27 protein-coding genes are annotated in these 23,924 nt (G+C 50.1%); 8 read left to right on the top strand and 19 right to left on the bottom strand.

Annotation, left to right across the window (positions count from 1 at the left end):
• Positions 1-101: 101 nt before the first annotated feature.
• The 5 genes from QOS01_RS06430 to QOS01_RS06410 all read right to left on the bottom strand — a co-directional run bounded on the left by QOS01_RS06430 (position 102) and on the right by QOS01_RS06410 (position 5,914).
• Positions 102-1,478 (bottom strand): NAD-dependent succinate-semialdehyde dehydrogenase, encoded by a 1,377-nt coding sequence (locus QOS01_RS06430; protein WP_283621607.1) that lies wholly within the window; start codon positions 1,476-1,478, stop codon positions 102-104.
• Between the two features lie 242 nt (positions 1,479-1,720).
• Positions 1,721-3,214, bottom strand: a complete 1,494-nt coding sequence (gene cls, locus QOS01_RS06425; RefSeq protein ID WP_283621606.1) for a cardiolipin synthase — start codon at positions 3,212-3,214, stop codon at positions 1,721-1,723.
• Between the two features lie 133 nt (positions 3,215-3,347).
• Positions 3,348-3,614, bottom strand: a complete 267-nt coding sequence (locus tag QOS01_RS06420; RefSeq protein WP_283621605.1) for a hypothetical protein — start codon at positions 3,612-3,614, stop codon at positions 3,348-3,350.
• A gap of 44 nt (positions 3,615-3,658) precedes the next feature.
• Positions 3,659-4,537, bottom strand: coding sequence for a fructokinase ScrK (gene scrK, locus QOS01_RS06415; protein ID WP_283621604.1), 879 nt, complete (start codon positions 4,535-4,537; stop codon positions 3,659-3,661).
• An 18-nt stretch (positions 4,538-4,555) separates the two neighbouring features.
• Positions 4,556-5,914 (bottom strand): glucose-6-phosphate isomerase, encoded by a 1,359-nt coding sequence (locus QOS01_RS06410; protein ID WP_283621603.1) that lies wholly within the window; start codon positions 5,912-5,914, stop codon positions 4,556-4,558.
• 207 nt (positions 5,915-6,121) lie between these two features.
• Here QOS01_RS06410 and QOS01_RS06405 point away from each other — a divergent pair, with 207 nt between their 5' ends.
• The gene (locus QOS01_RS06405; protein WP_283621602.1) at positions 6,122-6,409 is read left to right on the top strand and encodes a SemiSWEET family transporter; all 288 of its coding nucleotides are present in this window, start codon (positions 6,122-6,124) and stop codon (positions 6,407-6,409) included.
• Between the two features lie 57 nt (positions 6,410-6,466).
• Here QOS01_RS06405 and QOS01_RS06400 read toward each other — a convergent pair whose 3' ends face one another.
• The 7 genes from QOS01_RS06400 to QOS01_RS06370 all read right to left on the bottom strand — a co-directional run bounded on the left by QOS01_RS06400 (position 6,467) and on the right by QOS01_RS06370 (position 13,114).
• Complete coding sequence (locus QOS01_RS06400; protein ID WP_283621601.1) at positions 6,467-6,970, bottom strand: O-acetyl-ADP-ribose deacetylase; 504 nt, start codon at positions 6,968-6,970, stop codon at positions 6,467-6,469.
• Positions 6,970-7,608, bottom strand: a complete 639-nt coding sequence (locus QOS01_RS06395; RefSeq protein WP_283621600.1) for a helix-turn-helix domain-containing protein — start codon at positions 7,606-7,608, stop codon at positions 6,970-6,972. Before QOS01_RS06395 ends, QOS01_RS06400 begins: the two co-directional genes overlap by 1 nt.
• A 147-nt stretch (positions 7,609-7,755) precedes the next feature.
• The gene (locus QOS01_RS06390; protein WP_283621599.1) at positions 7,756-9,660 is read right to left on the bottom strand and encodes a M13 family metallopeptidase; all 1,905 of its coding nucleotides are present in this window, start codon (positions 9,658-9,660) and stop codon (positions 7,756-7,758) included.
• Positions 9,661-9,735: 75 nt separating this feature from the next.
• Positions 9,736-10,032, bottom strand: a complete 297-nt coding sequence (locus QOS01_RS06385) for a hypothetical protein (RefSeq protein WP_283621598.1) — start codon at positions 10,030-10,032, stop codon at positions 9,736-9,738.
• Positions 10,032-11,327, bottom strand: a complete 1,296-nt coding sequence (locus QOS01_RS06380; protein WP_283621597.1) for a vWA domain-containing protein — start codon at positions 11,325-11,327, stop codon at positions 10,032-10,034. The genes QOS01_RS06385 and QOS01_RS06380 overlap by 1 nt, the downstream gene beginning before the upstream one ends.
• Positions 11,327-12,481, bottom strand: a complete 1,155-nt coding sequence (locus tag QOS01_RS06375) for an AAA family ATPase (protein ID WP_283621596.1) — start codon at positions 12,479-12,481, stop codon at positions 11,327-11,329. The genes QOS01_RS06380 and QOS01_RS06375 overlap by 1 nt, the downstream gene beginning before the upstream one ends.
• The gene (locus tag QOS01_RS06370) at positions 12,482-13,114 is read right to left on the bottom strand and encodes a DNA-3-methyladenine glycosylase (RefSeq protein WP_283621595.1); all 633 of its coding nucleotides are present in this window, start codon (positions 13,112-13,114) and stop codon (positions 12,482-12,484) included.
• 65 nt (positions 13,115-13,179) lie between these two features.
• Between QOS01_RS06370 and QOS01_RS06365 the strand changes: the two genes are divergently transcribed.
• Positions 13,180-13,536, top strand: coding sequence for a DUF488 domain-containing protein (locus QOS01_RS06365; RefSeq protein ID WP_283621594.1), 357 nt, complete (start codon positions 13,180-13,182; stop codon positions 13,534-13,536).
• Positions 13,537-13,616: 80 nt separating this feature from the next.
• Here the strand turns inward: QOS01_RS06365 and QOS01_RS06360 are convergent, their stop codons facing one another.
• Positions 13,617-13,943: a DUF7671 family protein gene (locus QOS01_RS06360; protein WP_283621593.1), complete on the bottom strand. Its 327-nt coding sequence runs from the start codon at positions 13,941-13,943 to the stop codon at positions 13,617-13,619.
• Entirely contained in the window at positions 13,936-14,334 is a 399-nt protein-coding gene (locus QOS01_RS06355) for a hypothetical protein (RefSeq protein WP_283621592.1), read from the bottom strand. Before QOS01_RS06355 ends, QOS01_RS06360 begins: the two co-directional genes overlap by 8 nt.
• Positions 14,335-14,452: 118 nt before the next feature.
• Here QOS01_RS06355 and QOS01_RS06350 point away from each other — a divergent pair, with 118 nt between their 5' ends.
• Genes QOS01_RS06350 through QOS01_RS06340 form a run of 3 tightly spaced genes read left to right on the top strand, consistent with a single transcriptional unit; the run spans position 14,453 to position 16,151 of the window.
• Positions 14,453-15,094, top strand: coding sequence for an NAD(P)H-hydrate epimerase (locus QOS01_RS06350; RefSeq protein ID WP_283621591.1), 642 nt, complete (start codon positions 14,453-14,455; stop codon positions 15,092-15,094).
• A 20-nt stretch (positions 15,095-15,114) separates the two neighbouring features.
• Positions 15,115-15,888, top strand: coding sequence for an NADPH-dependent oxidoreductase (locus tag QOS01_RS06345; protein ID WP_283621590.1), 774 nt, complete (start codon positions 15,115-15,117; stop codon positions 15,886-15,888).
• Positions 15,889-15,911: 23 nt separating this feature from the next.
• A complete protein-coding gene (locus QOS01_RS06340) occupies positions 15,912-16,151 on the top strand; it encodes a CorA family divalent cation transporter (protein WP_283621589.1) in 240 nt (79 codons plus the stop codon).
• A gap of 74 nt (positions 16,152-16,225) precedes the next feature.
• Here QOS01_RS06340 and hisS read toward each other — a convergent pair whose 3' ends face one another.
• The 3 genes from hisS to QOS01_RS06325 form a co-directional block, all read right to left on the bottom strand.
• A complete protein-coding gene (gene hisS, locus QOS01_RS06335) occupies positions 16,226-17,503 on the bottom strand; it encodes a histidine--tRNA ligase (protein WP_283621609.1) in 1,278 nt (425 codons plus the stop codon).
• A 298-nt stretch (positions 17,504-17,801) separates the two neighbouring features.
• Positions 17,802-19,004, bottom strand: a complete 1,203-nt coding sequence (locus QOS01_RS06330; protein ID WP_283621588.1) for an MDR family MFS transporter — start codon at positions 19,002-19,004, stop codon at positions 17,802-17,804.
• A 25-nt stretch (positions 19,005-19,029) separates the two neighbouring features.
• The gene (locus QOS01_RS06325; RefSeq protein WP_283621587.1) at positions 19,030-19,650 is read right to left on the bottom strand and encodes an LVIS_2131 family protein; all 621 of its coding nucleotides are present in this window, start codon (positions 19,648-19,650) and stop codon (positions 19,030-19,032) included.
• 228 nt (positions 19,651-19,878) lie between these two features.
• On the opposite strand from QOS01_RS06325, the gene QOS01_RS06320 reads away from it, so the two are divergent.
• Positions 19,879-20,064 (top strand): LBP_cg2779 family protein, encoded by a 186-nt coding sequence (locus tag QOS01_RS06320; RefSeq protein ID WP_047770387.1) that lies wholly within the window; start codon positions 19,879-19,881, stop codon positions 20,062-20,064.
• Positions 20,065-20,152: 88 nt separating this feature from the next.
• Here the strand turns inward: QOS01_RS06320 and QOS01_RS06315 are convergent, their stop codons facing one another.
• Positions 20,153-21,091 carry a LacI family DNA-binding transcriptional regulator gene (locus tag QOS01_RS06315; RefSeq protein ID WP_283621586.1) on the bottom strand — a complete coding sequence of 313 codons (939 nt, stop codon included), beginning with the start codon at positions 21,089-21,091 and terminating at the stop codon, positions 20,153-20,155.
• A 376-nt stretch (positions 21,092-21,467) separates the two neighbouring features.
• Here QOS01_RS06315 and QOS01_RS06310 point away from each other — a divergent pair, with 376 nt between their 5' ends.
• Together QOS01_RS06310 and QOS01_RS06305 are read left to right on the top strand one after the other, a co-directional pair.
• Positions 21,468-23,183: a LysM peptidoglycan-binding domain-containing protein gene (locus QOS01_RS06310; protein ID WP_283621585.1), complete on the top strand. Its 1,716-nt coding sequence runs from the start codon at positions 21,468-21,470 to the stop codon at positions 23,181-23,183.
• A gap of 130 nt (positions 23,184-23,313) precedes the next feature.
• The gene (locus QOS01_RS06305) at positions 23,314-23,622 is read left to right on the top strand and encodes an ArsR/SmtB family transcription factor (protein WP_283621584.1); all 309 of its coding nucleotides are present in this window, start codon (positions 23,314-23,316) and stop codon (positions 23,620-23,622) included.
• A 54-nt stretch (positions 23,623-23,676) separates the two neighbouring features.
• Here the strand turns inward: QOS01_RS06305 and QOS01_RS06300 are convergent, their stop codons facing one another.
• On the bottom strand, positions 23,677-23,910 hold the full coding sequence (locus QOS01_RS06300) for a hypothetical protein (RefSeq protein ID WP_283621583.1): 234 nt from the start codon (positions 23,908-23,910) through the stop codon (positions 23,677-23,679).
• Between the last annotated feature and the right edge of the window lie 14 nt (positions 23,911-23,924).

Here is a 23,924-nt window from a genome sequence, read left to right as displayed (position 1 = left end):
AAATCCGAACGCTAGAGTCCTCTTTGTGCTTGCGGGGGTTCGAAGACGAACTAGCAAGCTAGTTCTGTCTCACTCCCTTTACGTTACTTATTTCAAGTTAATTATTCTTCTGGTTCATATACCAGGTGGTCGTTAATAAATGACTTGAAGCCCTGTTCAGCTAACTCGCGGCCATAGCCAGAGTGCTTAACACCACCAAATGGCAGTTCTGGAAGTGATGCCCACCCAGAGTTGATCCAGGTCATCCCCGTATCGATCTGGGCAGCGACCTTCCGTGCTTCAGAAACATTCTTACCAAAGACCGTGTTTCCTAAGCCGTAACTTGAGTCATTGGCAAGGTCGATTGCCTCGGCAACGTCGTGGTACTTGTAAACAGACATTACCGGGCCAAACATCTCCTGGTCAAAGATTGGGTTGTCACGACGAATGTCAGTCAAAATTGTTGGCATGAAGAACTGGCCATCGAGGTCGTCAACGGGTTGGTTCCCATAAACTACCTTCGCCCCGTTTTCGACGGCTAAGGCAACCTGCTTTTCAAGCTTCTCCTTTGCTTTCTTAGAATTCATTGGGGCCAGGGTCGTGCTTGGGTCCATTGGGTCCCCCATCTTAACGCTGCTGAAGATTTCCTTAGCGTGCTTCAGAAATTCATCGTAAAGGTTATCCGGGACGATAAAGCGCTTGGAAGAGGTACATACCTGGCCAGCGTTGTAGAGACGGGCAGCAGGAATAATTGCCGCCAACTTATCAATGTCCGCATCCGGGAGGACGATAAAGGCATCGTTACCACCCAGTTCCATCGTACTCTTCTTGAGGTTCTTAGCGGCTTCCGTTGCAACCGCCTGGCCACCACGTTCAGAGCCAGTCAGGCAGACGCCCTGGACCCGCTTGTCAGCGATGATGGCCCCAACCTGGTCGTAGTCAACAAAGAGGTTGGTCAAACTACCGACCGGTGCACCGGTTTCCTTAACAAGGTCCGCAAATGCTTGGGCCGATGTTGGACAATTAGAGGCATCCTTTAAAATCATCGGGTTCCCCGCCAAGAAGTTCGGGATAAAGACCCGGGCGATTTGGTAAAATGGGAAGTTCCACGGCTCAACCGCCATCAAAACACCAGTTGCCTGGTGCAGGACGTAGGCATTGCCCGTGTCGGTATAGATTGGCGTCGGGGCCAGAAACTGGTCCGCTCTTTGGACATAGTAGTCACAGAAGGACGCACACAGCTCAACTTCCCCTTCTGCTTCACCAATCAGCTTCCCCATATCACGGGTAATCAGTTCCCCCATCGCGTGTTTCTTGTCACGAAGAAGGGCACCTAAGCGGGTTATAATCTGCTTCCGCTTAGCCAGTTCGCTGCCATCACGCCACTTGAGGTAGAGGGCATGGGCTGCGGCTAACGTTTTTTCAATTTCTTCATCCGTTGTTTGCGGATATTCATGTTCAACTTCATTGGTATAAGGGTTAACTGTTCGATAAGCCATTTTATATATCCACCTTTCTTTGTTTTCTGTACTTTGCATCCCCACACTTCACATTGTAAACGTTTTCTGTAATTTCACAATTGATTTGCTTGATAGTTCATAAATGTACATGCTTCAACTACTTAGCATAACTGTAATCTTTGTGAAAAAATATTTTGGTTGTTCATTAAATTCACAAGCCTACCTAAAATTAGAAAATAAAAAGGAAGTGCGGGGCGCTAACTCCTCACTTCCTTCTTAATTTATAGTACTGGCGACAGCAAACGGGAGAAGTACTGCTTGAACTTCCGCCAGTTTGACTGCTTGGCAAAGTATTCCGGTGTCAGTAGGGTACTATCCTTCATGTCTTCCTCAAAGATTTGCTTCAGCTGGGCCGTTAACTCCTCATTGTAGGCAAAGGCGTTGGCTTCCCAGTTCAGCCGGTAGCTCCGGTAGTCCTGGTTTGCTGAGCCGACTGAGGAAAGGTTGTCACCGCTGACCATGGTTTTGGCATGGATAAAGCCGTTATTATACTTATAAACCTTGACCCCGTTGTTAACCAGGTACTTAGCATAGTACTCCGTTGCCCGGTAAACGAACGGGTGGTCCGGCATACACGGAATCATGATTCGAACATCAATTCCACTCCGCGCCGCGATTACTAGTGACTCCAGGATTGGTTCACCCGGAATCAAGTATGGGGTTTGAATGTAGACGTACTTGCGGGCCGATGAAATGATCGACTCGTAGCCCCGCCGAATCGCGTAATCATCATTGTCCGGACCCGATGAAACGATCTGCATCACGACATCCTTCTCTGGATCGGCCGGCCGCTCAATGTTCAAGCTCTCAACTACCTTTTCAATTTCTACCCGGTGCTTACTAGTCTTCCGGCAGGTCATGTTCCAGTCCAAGGCAAACCGACCGGTCAAAGTCAGGGCCGCTTGACCAACGACTCGCAGGTGGGTATCACGCCAGTAGCCAAACTTGGCCATTTTACCGACGTACTGGTCACCAATGTTAAAGCCCCCAATGTAGCCGATCTTGCCATCAACCACCACGATCTTACGGTGAAGGTGGTAATTCAACCGCGGCGTGGTGATCCGCTTATTGGACTTAGAGTTAAAAGGTTGGGCCTCGCCACCCAATTCTTCCAGGTGGGCAAAGAACTTGTAGGTTGTCCCCCGGGACCCACTCAAGTCATAGAGAACCTTGACCTGGACCCCCCGCTTGGCTGCCCGTTCCAGCGCTGCCAGAATTTTCTTACCCAGGTCGTCAGCGTAAAAGGTATAAAATTCGACGTAAATGTGGTCCTGGGCCTGGTCAAAGTCGTCAATCATCTTGGTAAACAGTTTCTTACCATCGATGAAAACCTTGACCCGGTTATTGAAGGTCACAATTGCGTTATCCAGGCTGGTCGACAGGCTGATGAGCTGGCGTGCCCGGGCCAAGCGGCCGCTTTGTAGCAGGAGCTTGTGTTTCTCCAGCAATGCCTCCTGACGAGCAACGACCTTTTCACGGAAATGCTGCTGTTCGTCGCGGATGTTAAAAATATCGTCCTCTGACAGCTTCCGGCCGACAAAGAGGTAGACGATAAAGCCAATCACCGGAAATACTGACAGGACCAGCAGCCAGGCCCAAGTTGACGCAATATCGCGCCGGGTCCGAAAAACGGTCCAGATAGCAAAGCCAATGTTGATCAACCACAATACTTCAATAATGCGGCGGATAATATCCCATGTCCAAACAATATTCAATCTTATTCCCACCCTATTAGTAAATTCACTTAATTATAACATTTATTATCTCAAGCGCAGCCCACCAGTGTGTTTCCCGATTAACAAAAAAATTTCCTGGACTGCGACGCAATCCAGGAAATCCTTTTGCTCCTTACCACGAGAATGATGTTAAGAATGTTATCAGGCCGAAGATAATTGCTGGGAAGTTAGCCCAGAAAACGGCCCAGTCACGTTGCCGCTTGAAGTAGGCGTAAATGCACCACAACAAACCGTTCAGTGCCGCAACCAGGGGCTGGAGTGGTGCCCCGTAGTTACCGTGCAAGTTATTAATAATCTGTGGAATGTAGGAAACGTACATGCAGATTGCAATTACCGTCGCAATCTTACTTAAAATGCTAATAAACTTTGTCTCTTTCATACTCTTTCATACTCTCTCATGCCTTCCTTAAATTATACTGTAAGTTATTCAGTAGCCGCCTTCAAAGCCAAGGCAAAGTCACCGATGGTAGCAGAGCCATTGTGTTTAGCCAATGGCATACTAATGTATTCATCAACGTCGCCAACGTCAACGTAGTTATTAAGCAACTTCTTGAATTCGCGACGAACCTTCTTTAAGAACTCCTCGCTGACAACCCCACCACCAAAGATGAGTTGACCAGGACGGAACATCAACGTGGCATCAACTGCCGCTTGGGCAACGTAGTAAGCCATGATGTCCCAAACATGGTCAGTCAACGGAACGTCTTGCCCCTTCTTGCCTGTCCGGGCTTCGAAGGTTGGTCCACTAACTAATCCTTCAAGGCAGTCGCCGTGGAAAGGACAGATTCCCTTGAAGTTCAGGTCGTCAGGGTGCCGCTTCAGGCGAATGTGGCCCATCTCAGGGTGACCGAGTTCACCGACGAACTTACCATCAATAACGGCACCGGCACCCACACCGGTTCCGATAGTGTAGTAAACCAGGGAGTTGATCCGCTTGTTGAAGAGGGTCGACAGAACGTATTCACCGTAAGCAGACCCATTAACATCAGTTGTCCAAGCGATTGGGATGTTAAAGTGCTTCTTGAACGGGCCGACAAAGTCCGTGTCTGCCCAGCCCTTCTTTGGGGTGTTGGTGATGAAACCATACTTTGGTGAGCTCTTCCGAATTTCGATTGGCCCGAATGAGGCAATCCCGATAGCGGAAAGCTGGTCCTTGTACTGGTCAAAGAATTCAATGCACTTTTGCAGCGTTTCTTCTGGCGTGGTGGTTGGAATGTGGACTGAGTCTTGAATTTGGTAGTTGATGTTACCAACGGCACAGACGAACTTGGTTCCACCAGCTTCGATACTTCCTAATAACATGCTAAGTTCCTCCTTGGTTTATTCGTTCTTTTCCATTTCTGCCCGCAATTTCTTGCCGACTTCTTCGTAACCGGGCTTGCCCAGCAGGCCAAACATGTTGGTCTTGTAAGCTTCAACCCCGGGTTGGTTGAATGGGTTAATCCCGTTCAGGTAACCAGAGATGCCCATGGCAACTTCAAAGAAGTAGATCAGGTAACCGAGGGTGTATTCATTTTCTTCTGGAATGTGGACCGTCATTACCGGAACACCACCAGCGGTGTGGGCAGCGACTACGGCTTCGTAGGCCTTCGTGTTGGCGAAGTCCATTGTCTTACCTTCCAGGTACTTCAGGCCATCCAGGTTGTCGTCTTCACTAGGAATCTCAACATCAAAGTTGGGCTTGTCCAACTTAACAACGGTTTCCATCAGGAAGCGGCGACCTTCTTGAATGTATTGCCCCAGGGAGTGGAGGTCGGTAGTGAAGTTGGCGCTGGATGGGTAGATTCCCTTCTGGTCCTTACCTTCGGATTCACCGGCTAATTGCTTCCACCATTCGGCAAACATCCGCATGTTTGGTTCGTAGTTTTCGAGAAGCTCAGTTTCGTACCCCTTCCGGTAGAGAATGTTCCGGTAAGCAGCGTATTGGTAAGCCTCGTTCTTAGTCAGGTCAGGGTCAACGTAATCCTTTTCGGCTTGGGCAGCCCCTTCCATCAACTTGTCAATATCGGCACCAGATGCGGCGATTGGCAGGAGGCCCACTGGGCAAAGAACGGAATAACGACCACCGACGCCGTCCGGAATGACGAATGATTCGTAGCCGTTAGCGTCAGCTTCGGTCTTCAAAGCACCCTTGGCCTTATCAGTCGTGGCGTAGATCCGCTTGTTGGCTTCTTCCAGGCCGTACTTTTCAATCAGCTTCTTCTTGAAGATCCGGAAGGCAATTGATGGTTCCGTGGTTGTCCCGGACTTAGAAACAACGTTGACGGAGAAGTCCTTGTCACCGATCAGTTGTAAGAGGTCGTGAACGTAGGTGGAGCTTAGGGAGTTACCAGCAAAGATTACCAGTGGGTACTTGCGATCCTTGGCGCTTTGGGCCTGGTAGAAGGTGTTGTGCAAGAAGTCGATGGCCATTTGGGCACCGAGGTAGGAGCCCCCAATTCCGATAACGACCAGGATGTCGGAGTCGGATTGGATTTTCTTGGCTGCGGCCTTGATCCGGGCGAATTCGTCCTTGTCATATTCGGTTGGCAAGTGGAGCCAGTCACGGAAGTCCGCCCCGGCGCCGGTCCCGTTGCGGAGTTCGTCGTTAGCAGCGTTAACCATTGCCTGCATTTCACCTAATTCGTTGTCATGAACAAATTGTTTTAAGCCTTGTGTATCAAATGAAAGATGTGCCATGTTTGCTCTCTTCTTTCCTTTACTTAAAAAATCTAATTCCAGAATTGAATACTTTTGTTAACGGTTTCTATGTTAGCGCTTACTATTTAATATGTCAACCGGTTGACATCAGCTTTTTCCCGCGATATGATATGTCAAAAGCGGTTATAATAGAAGTATAATATTCGAAATAATTCAGTAAATTTTACTTGAGAGGACTTTTTTATTATGGATAGCCAAAAACCAACTGTTAAGCAGCGGGTACGGAAGTTCACTGGGAACTTCGCCACTATTGCCTGCTTAGTAATGTACTTTTCTTACATTGAACAAATCATTGCCAACTTTACAGGTAATCCGGTATCTCCGGTACAGCCGTTCTTTGCCTCCATTAACGCCCTGCTCTGGGTTATCTATGGTTGGGTAAAGCCTGATAAGAAGGATTGGCCGGTAATCATCGCTAACTTCCCCGGAATCATCTTCGGTTTAGTTACCGCTGTTACCTCATTTGTTCACTAATAAGAATGCAATTAACGGGGACGCGAGCTCATCAAAGCTTGCGTCCCCGTTTTTTTATTATTTCAGTGCTGCCTGGTAGGTGCGGGCCGTGGTGGGGTCAAAGCAGACCATCGTCACCTCATCGACTTGATGGGCACTTTGTAAAAATTCCCGAATCGTCCGGATGGCAATTTTAGCCGCCTGGTCAAGGGGGAAGGAGTAGACCCCCGTACTAATCGATGGGAAGGCCACAGTACGGCAGCCATTTTGGTCGGCCAGCTCCAGGCTATTGCGGTAAGAGTTCGCCAGTAGCTGGTCCTCACCGTGCTGGCCACCGTGCCAAACCGGTCCCGGCGTGTGAATGATGTACTTCGCCGGCAAATTAAAACCACTGGTGATGCGGGCTTCACCGGTTGGACAGCCACCAAACTTTTCGCAGGCAGCGTAGAGGGCCGGACCGGCCGCCCGGTGGATGGCACCATCCACACCACCGCCGCCCATTAAAGTGGTGTTAGCAGCGTTGACGATTGCGTCCACCTTAACCTTTGTAATGTCACCTTCGACAACCTTAATCTTTACCATTAATAATCCCTTCGTTTCTTAAATTGTTGGTACAACCAAATTGTTTCGACAATTGAGAGGGCTGATAGCGCAATGACAAAGCCATGGCCAACCCCGACCCCAAATTGATAGGCACTCTTGGGTAGGGCTACCGTGTCCAGCTTAGTCAAAAGAGCCAGCACAACAATAAAGGTCATTACTGCCCCAATCTTGGTGGAGCGACTCATCTCCTTCCATTCAACCTTACTCAATAGGAAATAGATATTAAATGACACCAGGCCAACTAGAACGCCAGCCAGCATTCGCCATCCTGGCTGCAGCTGGTTAAGCCAGCTGGTGCCGACTAACGAGCGGCAGAGAAAATATAGGCTTGCAACAACATTAATTATATACGAAATAATAAAGGTGCGGTCTTGCTTGGTATTAGTAACGTGCTCCTGTTTGTAGTTATCAATCATTTCGTGATCCTCCCGTAATAAGTCATCTAAACTAATGTGATAGAGGTCACTGAGCTGGACCAGCATGAAAATATCGGGATAGGAGCGCCCGTTTTCCCAACTTGAAATGGTTTTACGGGAAACACCAAGTTTTTCCGCCACTACCTGTTGGGTCCAATTGTTCTGTTGGCGATAATGTTTAATTTTCACGGCAAATTCCATCTCGTTCCTCCTCAAAGCAAATTAATTTCCCGGGAAATAATTCTTGCCTATTACAATACCGGGCACGAGAAGAATTGTCACGCTATCTTTTTTAGACCAAATTAAAACACCGGATGCTCACCATCTGAGCCCCGGTGTTTCTTAATGTTACCAAATGTTGACCCGGTCTTCCGGTGCCTTGTACATCTTGTCACCTGGTTGGATATCAAAGGCAGTGTAGAAGTCGGCTTGGTTTTGCGCCTGAACGTTAGCCCGCAGCTTTTGCGGGGCATGGACATCAATTGAGAGAAGTAGTTGTTCATACTGCTGGGTGGCCTTCATCCGCCAAATCATGGCCCAATTGATAAAGAATTCCTTGGCATTGAAGTCGTCTTCTTTCTTAGCGGCTTCAAGCGCACAGGATAGGCCACCCCCGTCGGCGATGTTTTCAGAAACGGTTAATTTCCCGTTGACCTTCTGACCGGCAATCGGCAGGCCGTCAAACTCGTCGATCATCTTCTGCGCCAACTTCTTGAAATGGGCCGAATCCTCAGGGGTCCACCAGTTGTTGAGGTTCCCGTACTCGTCAAAGAGGGCCCCGTTATTGTCAAAGGCGTGAGAAATTTCATGGGCAATGACGGCCCCAATTCCCCCGTAGTTTTGACTGCTCGTCTGTTTGAGCGAGTAAAACGGTGCCTGCAAAATGGCAGCGGGGAAGACAATGATGTTCTTAAACGGGTGGTAGTAGGCGTTAACCGTGGCGGCACTCATTTCCCACCGCATCCGGTCAACTGGCTTGTTCCAGCGGGCAAACATTTCCTTGCTGGCAACCACGGCAAGCTGGTTGAGGTTGGCAATCAAGGATTCCTGTTCATCAACCTTCAGCTTATCGTAGAGGGCCGGAATCTTATCCGGGTAGCCGACCTGGATTCCCAACTTGTCGAGCTTCAGGATGGCCTTCTCCCGGGTTGCCTTACTCAACCAGGTATTGTTTGCCAGCCGTCCCTTATAAACCTTGACCATCTGCTCAACCATGTGGTGAACATCGGCCTTGGCCTGTGGTCCGAAGTACTTCTTCCCATAGTAGTCTCCCGCAACCTGACTAAAGATGTCCCGGGCAAGGTAGTAGGCAAATTTCTCCTGGCTGACCGGTTTCTTACTGCCGGAAAGGGCCCGGCTGTACCGGCCATTTATTTCCCGCATCTCATCGTCCAGGTAACTGGCGTTGGCCCGGACAACGTTGATTAGTGCCCAACTCTTGAAGAGGTCAAAGTGGTCCTTCAGAATTCCATCGAGGGCCTTGAAGTAAGCCGGTTCCATGACAATCACCTTGTCAGGGGTCGACTTAACCAGCTGCTTGATTACGGCCGCAATGTCCAGTTGGTCCGTTGACCCTGCCAGTTCGGCAACACTCTGGGGGTTGTACATCTTGCTGTAATCAGCGGCTTCCTCGGCACTCTTGACGTGTGGTGCCAGTAAAGCATCAAATGCCTTGGCGTTCGCAATGTGCTGGTCAGCGGTCTTATCGTCGTAGCCAATCTTCGTTAACAGTTCCTTGACCATCCCCGACCAGAGCTGCAGGAGCTGGTCATGCTGCTCCTTCTTTTCCTCTGCGTAGTAGCTCTTATCCGGCAGGATTAGCGAAGGCGCACCGGCGAACAGTGCGTATACCGTTGCGTTCTTCATGTCCGCGTCGATGTCAAAGGCGACTGGTGATGGCATCCCCATCAAGATCCAGTTCCGCCACTGGGCCTGGTAATCATCATAGGAATTCAGGCCTTCGACACTGTAAAGCATCCGTTTTAACGGCTTGGGGCCCACTTTTTTCCGTAGTTTAAACTTCTTAGCCACCCGGTAAAGCTTAATCATCTCGTTGAACCGGGCATCATCCGACTTCTCCTTACCGTCTGCGTAGGCTGCAAAGTCCGCCATCATCTGCTTATCAATGCCGTCCACCAGGTCGTTAAAACCACCCGTTGCCGGCTTATCGTCAGGGATCTTTGCGTCCTTGATCCAATCACCGTTAACGGCCTCGTACAGGTCATCCTTGATTAGTTCCTTATTAATTGCCACCTTGGCTTCTCCTCCTTCAAAGGGATTTACGCTTCTTATTATACTATTTTTGTAACCGCGGCCAAATCCTAATGCTCAACCCGTGAACGGGGCCAGCAGGGCCTGCCGACTCCCCGCCGAAAACCACTGGGGGTGGCGGACAAGCAACTGGTTAGCAGACTGGTAGTCACCCAGGTCAACTTTCCCGGGAACCAGTTCCGCTTGCTGGAGTTGACGAGCAAAGGCGATGTCCTGCGCTTCAAACACGTCCCGGTAAATTGGCTGATCGTCTGGGTCCCAATTATCGTTGAGCAGGCCCACTGCCCGCTGATAGTCCTGGTCATGAGTGAGCACGGCCTTCATTAACGCTGGTTTTAAAAGTTGTTTTGCCATTATTTTCCTCCTTTCCTTAGCTCGAAAACCCGGTTTGCCGGAGCAGCAACCGACAGTTGGTCACGCTTCGTGGTCAAAAGCCAGTCAACGTTGCGGTAGTGGTGGTCACGCAGGGTTTGTTCGCCCCAACCGTCGGTAATGACCACCACCACCGCCCGCTTGGAAACGTGCTGAGCCCGCAAAAAGTCAAAGATACTCTGGAAGCTGGTGCCCCCACCACCGTTTCGTTCCCGTTTCAGGTGGGTACCCGACCGTAAGCGCTGGCCAGCAGGGTGGACCTTGGCGTCAAAGGTATATACCGTTGCTTGTAGTCGGTAGTGGCGGGCCATCTGGTCAACCGCGTCCAGGGCGCTGGCTAATTCCTTGGTGGACACGGACCCCGAATTATCAATGAAGATGTAGATATCCGGTACTAAACGACTCACCTGCCCCGGCAAGTCCATCCGGAGGGGCTGGCGACGGTTAAAGCGGGCGGACGATTCCCGTTTGCCCGCCGCAATGTTACCCAGCTGCTGGCGAAGGATTGTCTGCCAAAGGGGTGTCGCCGCTTTTACCGGCGTGGCTTCCACAGCCTGGCGAACACTCCCCGGAAGTAACCCCCGGTCACGTTGGGGCGTCTGGGCCCACGCCTGCTTAACGAGCTGACGGAGCTTGGTCAGCCGCACGCTCTGTCGGGTGCCAGTAACGTTATCGGTCCGTCCCCATCCCGCATGGGTATCCGTACCCGGCTGCTTTTTACCGGGCGCGGACTGGCTTCCCGTTTGGTCACCGCTTAATTTAATGCCGGCCGCCCGGAGGCGTTCTTGCTCTTGGGGTGTTAATTTCTGCAAAATCGCCAGGTAGTCGTGCGAATCCTGCTTAGGTGAGAGGCGCCGGTGTAAAACCCGCTCTAGCTGGGCGAGGGTGGCCGTGTTTTGCGGAGCCGCCGGCAGGTACTGGTTGACAGCAACATCGGTGGCCACCTTGGCCAAGCCCGGGTGCGGGTAATTCGCGTAACGGGCCGGGTGCTGCCAAACCACGTGGAGGGCTTCATGCTCCAATAGTAGCTCTGCATCATCATCCCGCATTTTGGCAAGGCGGTCGGGGTTAAGGCGGAGGACGAGTTGGTCACCATCCCAGGCCAATCCAGCGATCCCCTCTTCAGTTGACGTTAGCTTGCGGGGGATTTGAAGGAGGACCTCACCCAAGAAGCGGTTATGGTGGAGGACCTGCGCCACCAGGTGGTTTAACCGGTCCGCCTGGTCGGGGCCTTTCTCTGGTGGGTGCTTCTCAAATATCTTATGCCACCAGGCCATTAGTGCCGGTCCTCCTGGGTTGCAATTTGCGCGAGCCGCTGGTATAGGGCGGCAACCTGACCGGTCGGTTGTTGCTTGGCAACCTGGTACATTTTTTCTAGGAGGCGGTCACCCTTTTCCCCCACGGAATGGACAATGGCGACCTGGCCATCCGGGCTGACCTTCGCTAGTAAGTCGTTGAATAGTGCCGCCCCCGTTTCTGTGGCCAATGACGACGCATCCTCTTTCAACCAGTCACGAAGGAGGTTGAGCTTGGTGGCCTCATCAGCTTGGCCAAACTTTGCCGCCCCCGCTGATGAGGTCCGCAGCTTTTCAAGGGTGAGTTCGTTCCCCTGAGCCAGGACAAACTCAGCAAAGGAGGTGCCGACTTCCACCCCAAGGTCCCCACTAAAAAGGTCGGCTGCCAATTCCCGCTGACTGCTGGAAGGGAGTTTTTGGAGCTGGTCGAGGTTTCTTGCTACCCGTTCCCAGGCCCGCGGTGTTGGCTGCAGGTCCTCACTTTCCGGGTCAATGATACTGAGCCGGGTTGGGTGGGCGCGGAGGTAATTAATTACTAGCTGGTTAAGTCCCTGCTGCTGGGCCCATCGCAGCCACTCGTCAGTCGACGTCGTCATGACCAGGCGGACGGTCCGGTCCCTAATTGCGGCATCCCCTACGGCAACATCGTATTCCCGGTCACTAAAGCCCGCCATGCTACTGTCCGGATTTTCGGCAATCACGATGTGGACCTGGTCAGGCAAACGGAGGGCGTTAATCTGTCGCTGAAGGACCAGGTTCATAAGCTCACTCTGGACAGCCTGACTCCCCCGGTTAAATTCATCGAGGAACCAGATGATGGGATGGTCAGGTTTTGCTTCAGCATGTTTGATGATTTGAACGAGGGTCGCTGAATAACCAAATTGGACGTTGGCGAGCCGCCCATAATTGGCAGTTTCCACAAATGAGTCACTGGTGAGCGGTGGTACTGGAATTGCAAGGTCCCCCTTCTCACTCAGGCTAACCACCGTTGTAAAGAGGGCCGCGCCCGTCTTTTGGGCAACCTCATTTACGAGGGCGGACTTGCCGATTCCCGCGTCCCCGACAATGTTAGGAACGTTTCCCGCCCGCATTACCAGTGGGACGGCCGTCAGTAATTGTTGGTATGTAAGTGCCATCTAATCCCTCCAACCGTACTTTTCAAGGCCCATTTCACGTTTCCGCAGCCCCGAGACGTACGGGTTGCCCGCAACGTAAAAGCGCCAGGGCTTTTTGCCGTCTTTTCCCGCCAGGTTAACCCCAACTCTGGGACCAGCAATTATTTCCCGGGGAATTTTAAACCGGTCGAAGTCCACAGCCAGCCGGTTACCTTCCATCGGCTGACCATCAAGTTGCCGTGAGTGGATCCCCAGGGCCTGCACCAGTTTAGCGGGGCCATTACTAATATTGAAGCCGGTCATTCCCCGGTGTTTTGCCATCAACTCCTGGCCTTGGGCGGGTTCCATCCCCCGCAGCAAAACACCCTGGGGTTCCTCTGCATCTTGAACCACGATGTCGAAGCAGTAGTGGCCACGAATCTGGTAGAGGTAAATATTACCGGGCTGCCCATAGAGTGACTCTGAATAGGATGTCCGCCGGCCGTTAAAGGCGTGGGAGGCGGAGTCATTTTCGCCCAGGTAGGCTTCGCACTCGACAATGTAGCCAGCCGTCACCCCGTCTGGTCCCTGGTAACGCACCAGTTTTCCCAAGAGGTCACGGGCAATTATGGTCGTTGGCCGGCCAGTAAAAAATTTTTGATACGCAGACAGCAAAATTGAATTCCTCCTCATTTGGACTATCCTAAAGGTACCACATAATCAAAGGAGTTTAGCAAATTATGATCAAAGTCGAACGAATCTACCATAAGCCAGCAGACATGGACGGGTGCCGGATCCTGGTTGACCGTCTCTGGCCCCGTGGCATGTCAAAGGTAAACGCCCACCTGGATTATTGGCTTAAGGAAGTGGGCCCCAGTAATGACCTCCGGAAGTGGTTCGGCCACGATCCTGCTAAGTATGACGAATTCAAGGACCGCTACCTCGCCGAGTTAAAGGACAACGTGGCCTACGATATTCTGAAGGAGGTTATCACTATCCACGCCGATGAGGATATCATCCTCCTATTTGGTGCTAAGGATGAAACTCACAACCAAGCAATTATCCTGAAGGAACAGTTAGAAAAGGAACTTCAGTAACTGCTAGCCATAAAATATTGTTAAATAAAATGGCCCTGAGCGTCGATTAACCAAACGCTCAGGACCATTTTTGTTCATAATTATTTTTTCTGTTCTAGCACTGCCAGGCCCTGGTTAAGGACATCAGCTTCGACCTTAACCGTTAAGAAGCGCTGGAGGGGTGTCTCACTGTGGCGGTTCTTGAAGGCCATTGGTTCAGCTGCCAGGATGACGACCGGGAGGTTATTCTCCGTCAGCATCAACTGGCCGGGGCCCTGGTATTTGCCCTTGGTGTGCTTACCCGTCCGCCAGGTATGCAACTTGGCATCCCCGTTCTGGTCAACCTTTAGTTGGTACTTACCGTCGGCGTCCGCCTCAACCGGAATCCCCGTAAACTTTTGCACGTCATACTTATCTTTCTTACTCATTTTCCTTGATGGCCTCGCCTTTAGTCTTGATCTCTAACAGGTGGTAAAAGTAGCCCGCCTGCATCGCTGCCGCCCAGGTACCGCGCTGGACATCTTCCCCGTCAATGATCAAAGACAGCATTGCATTTGCCGCCCGTACATTGTTGATTAGGATTACCTGACCAACCGTGACTGCCGTCATCTTGGGGTGGACGTGGAAGTGGCGCAGCACTTTTCGGTACTTGGGCACGTAAGCTGAGCTCTGTTTAAACTCGCGGACAAAGTCAAGGAGTTCTTGGTCGTAGAGGGGATAGCCGGCACGAATCAGTCCATCTTCCGGACGGGAGATCGTCCACGCCACCTTTCGCCCAATCATTTTCTTAAAGTACTTCTGCTCAGCCTGCCAGTTCATTTGTTTCACCTTTTATCTTTTTTCTTTATAGTGTACCGATTTTCGCGATGAATGTCACTCGCCAGGGCGAATAAATTAGTGGTATTGTGGAGGTAATTAATAATAGGGGGTAATTTAGATGAAACAAGCACCGATTACTGCAGAACAAATGCGGCACTATGATTCATACACCATTAACACAATTGGGGTCCCATCACTGGTCCTCATGGAACGGGCGGCCCTGGCCGTACGGGATGAAATCCTAAACGCCTTCCCACTCAACCTCGGGCACGTTGTTGTGGTCGCTGGTAGTGGTAACAACGGTGGTGACGGTCTTGACGTTGCCCGCCTTCTCCACATTGCTGGTGTCCAGGTAACCATCTTGAACGTCGGTAACCCGGACCACGCCTCCGATGAGCACAAGGTTCAGGATAAGATTTGCCAATACTACCAAATCCCACAAACCACTGACCTGGCAGTACTGAAACAGGCAACCCTAATTGTCGACGCCATGTTTGGGATTGGGATTGACCGTCCCGTCAAGGGTAACTACGCCGACGCTATTAAGGCAATTAACGACTGCGATGCGGTTGTCGTTGCCGTTGACATGCCATCCGGAATCAACACGGACAGTGGCGAGGTAATGGGAGTCGCCGTCAAGGCCACCACAACCGTCACCTTTGCCTTCAATAAGGTTGGCCTGACCAAGGGTGATGGCCAAAAGTATGCCGGCCGGATTGTCATTGCCGATGACATGGGCACCTACGCAACTGACAAATAAATACCAAAGGCGGGATAAAAATGATTCATAACGAAACAATCGACCACCAAGTTAACCACCGGACCATCCGGGCATTTAAAAAGCAAACGTTAAGTGAAGAACAGTTAACGACCCTGTACGAAGCTGCCCGTCATACCTCCACTAGTATGTTCATGCAGCAATTCAGCATTCTTCACGTCACGGACCCGCAACTGCGCACACAGGTTCGGGAAATCTCTAAGCAGCCGTACGTTGGCGCTAACGGGGACCTCTTTATCTTTATTGTCGACCTCTACCGGAACCAGCAAATTAGGGAGCAGAAGGGCAATGACGACGGCCGCCTGCACACCACTGACATCTTCATGCAGGCCGTGGAAGACACCACCCTGGCCGTGCAGAACTTCCTCACGGCTGCCGAAAGCATGGGCCTGGGCGGGGTTATCCTTGGGTCCATTAAGAACGACCCGGCAAAGCTCGTCCAGGTTCTCGATTTGCCAAAGATGACCTTGCCCCTCCTGGGCATCCAAGTTGGGGTCCCAGACCAAGAACCGCAACTAAAGCCCCGGCTGCCACAACGGTTTGTCGCCTTTGCAAATCACTACCCACGGGACTTCAAAGTTGCCGACCTGGCAGAATATAACCAGGTTGTCACCCAGTACTACGACCTCCGGGACGCCAACAGACGGATTGACTCCTTTACCAAGCAGATCAACGGTGACAAGTTAAATAACCACTTTAGCAAGCGGGACGAGCTTGCCCAGGTTATCCAAAAGCAGGGGTTGGCCCTCGACTGGGGAAGGGACCTACAAAAATAACCTAGCGCGTGGGCTTCTTTGGCGTGCCTCAATTACAGTCATTTAGTCACATGGATAACAACCTCAACCATTTAATGAAGTACTTAGACTCCGCTGGACTGGTAATCGCAGTCATCGCCCTCGTGACCGGCTTTATGGGGATGAACGTTGGCGGATTACCCTGGAAGGCATCCACCAATGGCTTCATTCTTACCTGCATTGTTGCCCTTATTCTGGCAACAGCGACCGGCATCTACCTTAAACGCAAAAGTTTTAATGACTAACTATAAAGGGGACCACCAGAATCCGGAAATTTCGGATGCTGGTGGTCCCCTTTTATTTTCAATAATATCAAACTTTACTTCAGGTACTTAGCAGGGTCCGCAACGAAGTCCGTAACCTTAACGTCTACGGTATCCTTTGTTGCCGCGTTCTTTAACTGGAACTGACCCTCACTGACTTCACGGTCACCGAAGACGGCAAAGTACTTAGCGTTGCGCCGGAAGGCTTCCTTGATCTGCTTACCAACCTTCACGCCACTGTAATCCTTGTCAGCGACGATTCCCTGTTGGCGCACCTTGTTAAGGATTTCAAATGCCAGGTTATCACCCTTGTCATCGGCACTTGCCAAGAAGAGGTCCAGCTTGTCGACTGGGGCAAAGTCGGGATTTTCTTCCTGAAGGAGGATCATCAACCGTTCAACCCCCATTCCGAAGCCGATCCCCCCTTCTTCAGGGCCACCAAGTTGGGAAATTAAGCCGTTGTAACGACCACCGGCACAAACCGTCGTGTAGCCGCCACCAAAGGCTGGTGAATCAGACATGATTTCAAAAATAGTGTGGTTGTAGTAGTCCAACCCCCGGACCATGTTACTGTCAATTTCGTAATCAATCCCGAGTTCCTTTAAAAGGGCCTGAACCTGGTCAAAGTAGGATTGAGATTCGTCGTCCAGGTAATCTAGAATCGATGGAGCGTCTTCGACAATCTTCTTGTCGCCCTCATCCTTACTGTCAAGGACCCGGAGTGGGTTCTTGTAGAGCCGTTCCTGGGAGTCCTTACTCAGTTCATCGTAGCGGGGCTTCAGGTAGTTGATCAAAGCTTCCCGGTAGTCCTTTCTAACCTGCTTATCACCAAGCGTGTTGATAACTAACTTCACGTTTGGTACCCCAAACTGCTTGAAGAGGGTCATCGCCATCGCAATAACTTCCACATCAATTTGTGGTGACTCGTTGTTCAGGGCCTCAACACCGATTTGGTGGAACTCACGTTGACGACCGGACTGTGGCCGTTCGTAACGGAACATTGGGCCCATGTAGTAAACCTTGTACGGCTTCGGGTATTCCGGACCGTAAAGCTTATTTTCCACGTAGGCCCGGACAACCCCCGCGGTCCCTTCCGGACGGAGGGCAATGTGACGGTCACCCTTGTCGTGGAAGTCATACATTTCCTTTTCAACGATGTCTGACGTGTCCCCGACGTTCCGGGAGAAGACGTGGTAGTCTTCAAACATTGGGGTCCGAATCCCCCGGTAACCGAATTGCCGGAAGACTTCCCGGGCCTTTGCCTCAACCTTTTCCCAAACGTTCGTCGTGCCCGGCAGCAGGTCTGCCGTTCCCTTTGGCTTTTGATAATCCATTCCTGTTTCTGCTCCTTTCATCAAAAAAGGCCCCCTAAGGCCGTTCAACCTTAGAGGGCGATTAACTCACTGTCCCACCTCTATTTACAGTAACCTCGCAGTTACTGCCTCACGAAGTCGTTATAACTTCACGATGATAACGGGTCGCCCCGGAAGCCGCTACTTGGTTCACCGCTCCTGCTCAGTAGAGGTGGATTCGCAACCACCGCCAGCTCTCAGCTAAACTGGCTCTCTGTTAAGTCGTGGCTGTTTTTGTTCTACTTCTTTGCAATTACACTAGTGATTTTACCATAGGTCGTTAATTTTGGGTATTATTATTTCTGGCGGTTTTCAATCGTCGCCACGAAAGGACGGCACAGAAAACGAAGAGGAGGGTAATTGTCATCATCAAGAAGACGGAGATGAAGAGCTCTTGGTAATTGCCCTGTTCGATAACAAAGCCACCGTAGAGGGGCCCAATTGCCCGACCAACTGAGAACGCGATATTAAGTAAACCTTGGTAGCGCCCCGCCTCATTAACATCCGTCAGCTGGGCAATCCAGGCGGGAAGGCCCGCAAAACTCGTCATTTCACCGATTGTCAATATTACAAAGTCGATGACAAAGGCCCAAAGATTTCGGGCAACGATGAGGAAGAGAAACGATGACGCAAAAATCAGGATCCCCACCATGATCTGGTTGGAAAGCTTGACGTAGGGGCTGAGCTTGTTCACCAGCGGCTGACCAACAATGATCAAGAGGCCATTCAAGGTCCAGAGCATACTATAAGCGTAGAACGGGATCCCCATATTAGTCATATGAACCGCCATCACGCTTTCCCATAGGGAGTAGCTGAGGTGGATTGTCATGTAATTGAGGAGGATCAACCAAACTAATACCAAGGCCCGGTGGTGGGTTGACACTGACCGACCTTTCCTTACCCGCTGTTTGGCCCTAGGTGGCAAGGTCACCCGGACATTGAGGGCCAGGATAACCACCAGGGCAAGGAGGGCATAGAAGAAGGTTGCAGCACTGAAAACCAAAGTTACACTGATTGGCAGCAAAACCCCGACAGCTAAGGTCCCAATCACAACCCCCACATTGAAGGCCATGTAGATGTAGTTGAAGACGTAGCGCGAACTGTGGTCAGTGACCAGGGCCCCGTAAGAATTAACGACGGTCATGTTAATTCCATCCCCAAAGCTATTAAGCATCATTAAGACCGCAAACCAGGGCCAGTCATGTTCGAAAATCAGGGCAAAAATGGCTAGGGTTGAAATGCCAACCCCCATCACGGCGGTCCGGTACTGGTCCCAATGATCGAAAAGCCAACCGCCGAGGTAGTTACCTGCCATCGTACAGATCGACATGAAGAGCATCACGCCCCCCGCCGTCGTTAGCGTTTCATGCAGGTAGTTATGCATGTACATCGTTGTCAGCGGCCATAAAAAAGCAGCCCCGGTGTTGTTGAGCAAACTTGCCAGGGCCACCCATTTCAACTTTACAGTTGCCTGCTTTTTCATTATCCTCCCAACCTTCTTGTCAATTCTACCGTTCGTGGACCATTTCAGATGATGGAACCCGTAGTAAGGTGTAGACTTCTGCGGTCCGGTTAGCACGAAGGCCCAGGCCGTTGAGCAGGGTATTCTTGTAGCTAATCGTCATTTCAGCCGCAAATGCGTGCCCCGTCTGCCGGTCCTGCTTCTTCAGCTTGGCCTTGTCCCACGGCAGGCTGCTTGCGTCCAGAGTAATGATCCGGTCCCCATCGGCTACTGAACCATAGTGGGAATTGGTCGTATAACGGTTACCGTTTGCCCAGTAAGTATAAGAGACAATCGGGTGCTTGCCGTTTTGACTCCGGGTTGCCAGAACGTAGTAGTAGTCATTGCTCTTGTTGTGGATCTGCAACGGTGAGTACTTCATTGTGATGCGCGTTTCGTTGTGGTTATTGATATCTGCCTGGCGGAAGAAGGTCAGATAAAGCATCCCGCCCAGCCAAATGACGGCGACCAGTAGTAAGGCCACGTAACGCCAAAAGAGTTTAGGTGAAAAAGCCTTCTTTGTCTTAGCGATTAACATCAGTTGTTGGACACGAATGTAGTGAATTACGTAGCAGAAAAACACGATTGCGAGAATCCACAGTAGCCAACCTAACCAGTTCCAAGTCATAATCTCTTTCGCTCCATTTCTTCGTCATAATTCTATACTCTGATTATCACACATATTGAAGTTCTTGTCCCCACCCACCAGCGGAATTTAAGATTAATTTTTGCTTTTCTTTTTGTAAATCCGCAAACTGTGCTAAACTAAATTTTGGTGTAAATTTTGTTCCAGCAAAGGACATAAGAATAATAATGTAGTTGAAAAGCTGCCCGAACATCAAGGAGGAATTAATTCATGGATAATTTGAGTGAGTTAGCCAAAGAACTAATCAAATTTGAGCGTGATAACGACTTAAATGACAATGAAGTTGCTTTTGGAAGCCACCTATCAGTAGAGCGGATTCATGATATTAAGTCATCGAACTCTGCCGCAACTTCTGAAGAAGCCGAATTACTCCAACGTTTTATGCAAAGTAAGTAATTACGGGGCCAACCCAGTACGAACCGGGTCCACTTACCACTAAAAAGAGCAAGCTAGTAATCAAAACGATTGCTGACTTGCTCTTTTCTTATTCATGAAATTCAACTGGTAAGGTGACTGACGAAATTTTGGCATTTGGTTCCGCCACCCGTTTAAGGAGGGTCTTAATTAAAGCGGCGGCCAACTTAGGAATTGGCTGAATCACCGTCGGCAGTTGGGGGGCAATGTGGCGGATCAGTTGTGAACCATCATATCCAGTGATGAAGAAGTCCTGGCCCATCTTTAACCCCTGCTGCTGGTAAATTGCGGCAATTTCAAGAGCCTGGACATCGTTTGAAGCCACAACCCCATCATAAATTCCAGGAAAGGTCGTTGAAAAATCAAGGTCCCCTAGGGCCAAGGGGTCAAAGCTGCGGTGCTTTTCCGTCAACCGGTCCAGGGCTCCCTGCAACCGGTTCAGCGTTGGTGAAGCGGATGTATCTTCGTCGACAATTACCGCAATGTGGCGGGCGTTTTTCCGTAGTAAGTATTCCACGGCGAGTTGGCCGCCCCGGTAGCTATCAGAGGCAACGATGGGAATGTTGTCCGCCAGGTAGCGGTCAAAGGAAACAATGGGCGCGGAGATCTGGTGGTACTCCTCAATATCGAGGTTGTGGGACCCAGAGATAATCCCGTCGACCTGGTTGGCCATCAGCATACTAAGGTACTCGTGCTCAATTTCGGGGTTTTCCGCCGATGACGCAATAATTGCCTTGTAGCCCTGGTTAAAGAGTTGGCGCTCAAGTTCATTGACCAGCTCCGCGAAAAAGGGGTTGGTCAGGTTGGGAAAAATCAGGCCAACAAACTTGGAAGGCTTCCCCTGCATTGCCCGGGCCAGTGCGTTGGGCTGGTAGTTAAGCTCCCGCATAGCTTCATGAACCTTTTTAATTGTTTTGGCACTGAGGGACCCGTAATTATTGATTACCCGTGAGACGGTAGTTACGGAAACCCCAGCCAGTTGTGCAACATCTTTTAACTTTGCTACCATGTTAATTTCCTCGCATCCCTAGTGTTAAACTACTTCATTATAGCCTAGTGCCACCCCAACTGGAATCACTTTCTTTAATTTAGTAAAAATCAAGTATGAAATTACTATCATCTATCAAAAATGTTTTTCACATGATAAAGTCGGCTGAAAAGGCTAAATTTCGTGGTCAAATTGGTTATTTTAAACTATTCAAAATATAAATTTACTTATTTTATTTTTAATAGTTCATTGACGCGTATAAAAAATAATGCTACTTTAATTAATAGTGAAATCTTAATAACTTCTTAACTTTTTTGTGCAAAATTATCGGGGAAGAAAGACAGTCTTCCGATTATCTTTCAACTATCACTTTTTAAATGACAGGGGAGCTTAATCAATGAATCAACAGGTAAACGCTAATTCAAAGCACTTCAAAATGTATAAAAGTGGTCGCAAGTGGATGGTTGCCAGCTTAACGGCGGTAACATTGCTCACTGCTACTGGGGTTGTTGCCCACGCTGACGAAAACAACGGGAACAACCAACAGGCAGCTGTTTCAAACGTTAACACGGACAGCCAAGCAGCTAACCAGCAAAGTGCCGCAGTAAACAGTGTGGCACCGGCATCCGCAAGCACCGCTAACTCACAAGCCAACAGCACCGCCTCCAGTGCTACTAGTCAGGACAACAGTGCCCAGGCTACTTCAACACAGAGCTTTGCTGCCCAGACCAATACTCAGCAGGTCAACCTAAACTCACTTCACTTCAGTAATAACGCTACCTCCCAACGCTTTATTGAAAGTGTGGCACCAGGCGCAATCAATGGCTGGAACAAGTACGGTGTCTTGCCTTCCGTAACGGTTGCCCAAGCAATTATTGAAAGTGGCTGGGGCCGTTCTGGCTTAGCTACGCAGACCCACAACCTCTTTGGGATCAAGGGCTCATACAATGGTAACTCGGTTACGATGCGGACCCGTGAAGTTTACGGCGGTCGGTCTGTTTACATCAACGATTCTTTCCGGGCTTACGCCAACAATTCACAATCTGTTGAAGACCACGGGGACTTCCTGTACGTCAACAGCCGCTACCGTAACCTGCTTGGCGACACTAATTATGTTTCCGTTGCCCGGAAGTTGCAGGCTGACGGTTACGCAACCGACCCTAACTACGCCAACGCATTAATCCGGATGGTTCAGACATACGGCTTGAGCCAACTGGATTCCGTAGCCATCTCTGGGAAGACGGTCATCAACAAGCAACAAAATGATAACTCATCAAGTAGCTACGCAAGCAGCACTAACTACTACACCGTTCACGGTGGCGACACGTTATCAAGCATTGCTAACCGCTTCTCCACAACGGTTAACACCTTGGCCCACCTGAACGACATCCAAAACGTCAACCGGATTTACGTTGGTCAACGGCTCCTCGTTCGTCAAGCAGCACCGGTTAACAACCAAAATACCACGACGACCACAACAACGCCTAACCAAGGGCAAAACCAAAGTCAGTCTACCGCGCCAGTTAACAATAACAACACGGTCAAGACTTACACCGTCAAGAGTGGGGACACGTTATCCGGAATTGCTAACCAGTTTGGCATGAATTACGTTCAGTTGGCCCAAATCAACCATATTAAAAACGTCAACCGGATTTACGTTGGCCAAACTCTGCAGTTGCAAGCACAAGCTAATAATGCAACGGTTAGCCAACCGGTCCACAATAACACCACTAACAATGCTAAGCCGGCCCCAACCCCAGCACCAGCTACTAACAACGCAGCCTACACTGTTAAGAGTGGTGACACCTTGTCTGGGATTGCCAGTCGCTTTGGGGTTTCCTATGAGCAGCTGGCCCAGCTTAACAACATTGCTAACCCGAACCTGATCTATGTTGGCCAAGTCCTGCGGGTAAATGGTCAGGCGGCACCACGTTACAACAACTACAGTCGGTCATCAGCAACGACTAGCGTCCGGGGCGGCTACACCGTTAAGAGCGGTGATACCCTGTCTGGAATTGCTGCACAGTATGGCCTTAACTGGCACACCCTGGCACAACGTAATAATTTACAAAGTCCTTACACCATTTACGTTGGGCAGAAGCTGGCCTTCTAATCATCTAGAATAATTTGTTTATAAAAAAGCAAAAGTGCTTAACAGCCTTTTGCTTTTTTGTCGTTTAAATCCTAAAATAAAAGGTAATATAAGTCCGTTCGTTTCAACGTAAGAAAGTAAGGGAGAGCCAATGGCGACGCGTATTTCTGGAGAATTACCAAACATTATCAAAATCAGCAGGCTTTTCAAGGTTCTGGGTAATCCCAAGCGACTGCAATTGATCTACCTCTTGATTCAAAAGTCCATGAGCGTTTCGGAGATTAGCTCGACGCTGAATTGGGAGCAGTCCGGTGTTTCTCACCAACTGCAGCTTCTCCGGAAGTATAACCTGGTCCAGCAGCACCGTCATGGTAAGGTGGTCATTTACCACCTCGACGACCCAAAAGTAATGACCCTAATTGCCGATGCCCTCAGCCATGCAGAGGATATAGTTAAGTAAAAAAACAGCTGACGAAGTTTCGTCAGCTGTTTTTTAGTATTTGTGCACGTCTTTTCAGACAAACTTGAGTTGGAATTGGTCGTCACTCTGAATGTCCTTAACCGTGACGTTTTCCCCGTCATGAAATTGGTCCTGGTCCACCCAAAAGCCAGGATGCTCATGGCTATAAAATTTAAAGTTGTAGTATGGTGCTGAGCTCTCTTCACTAACCTTCATCACCCCTTGGGAACCATCGGAGCAATGAATCGTTTGCGTCTTATAATTATCATGGACAAAAATCGTCGTCACTTCTAACACCTCCA

It is taken from the genome of Limosilactobacillus avium (assembly GCF_947381485.1).
In the GTDB taxonomy this organism is placed as follows: Bacteria; Bacillota; Bacilli; order Lactobacillales; family Lactobacillaceae; genus Limosilactobacillus; species Limosilactobacillus avium.
Note: the sequence above shows the minus strand (reverse complement) of the source record. Positions and strands in the feature narration are given on the sequence as shown.